Annotated in this window: 1 pseudogene; it reads left to right on the forward strand. The window is 43.1% G+C overall.

Annotated elements, in window-relative coordinates:
* Nucleotides 1–409, forward strand: a pseudogene (locus CVN76_RS00200) (ATP-dependent Clp protease ATP-binding subunit ClpX); the annotation flags it as partial.
* Nucleotides 410–686 lie beyond the last annotated feature (277 nt).

Consider the following 686-nt stretch of genomic DNA (forward strand, 5'->3'; position numbering starts at 1 on the left):
AGACTTGCTTCGTTTCGGATTGATCCCGGAATTCATCGGACGACTGCCAGTAATTGCGACTCTTGAGCAATTGGATGAAGCCGCTTTGATTGAAATCCTGACTCAACCGAAAAATGCTCTTGTTAAACAATATCAAAAATTACTTGAGCTTGATGATGTCGAATTGGAATTCGAACCGGAAGCCTTAAGTGAAATTGCCAAAAAAGCGATTGAGCGTAAAACGGGTGCCCGTGGATTGCGTTCCATCATTGAAGGCATCATTCTAGAAGTGATGTTCGATCTGCCTTCACGTGATGATGTTGCAAAATGTGTGATCACAGGCAACACGATTTCCAAAAACGAATCTCCAAAGCTTGTCCTTAAAGATGGCACGACCATCAAGGGTCAAGAAAAGAAAACATCCGCTTAATGAATGTGAAAAGTAAGACGCCAGTACAACCTGGCTGTCTTCATGTATAGAAAAAGGGTTTCGGAGTGATTTCATTCCGAAACCCTTTTTTTTTTTGCAAATTGCACGCTTGATCTTATCCTCTTGTCCGATGTTTCGGTGGCTAGGCGCGGTAGAAGAACTGTTTAAACAAGTCAAGACCCAAAATGTAGCTCACCCTTTTCCCGACCTCCTCTGGATAAGCGAGTGCCTGAAAAGTAAAGCAACGGTCAATGTCCATGTCCTCCAAACCTGTGAT

The sequence above is a fragment of the Bacillus sp. mrc49 genome (genome assembly GCF_002803435.1).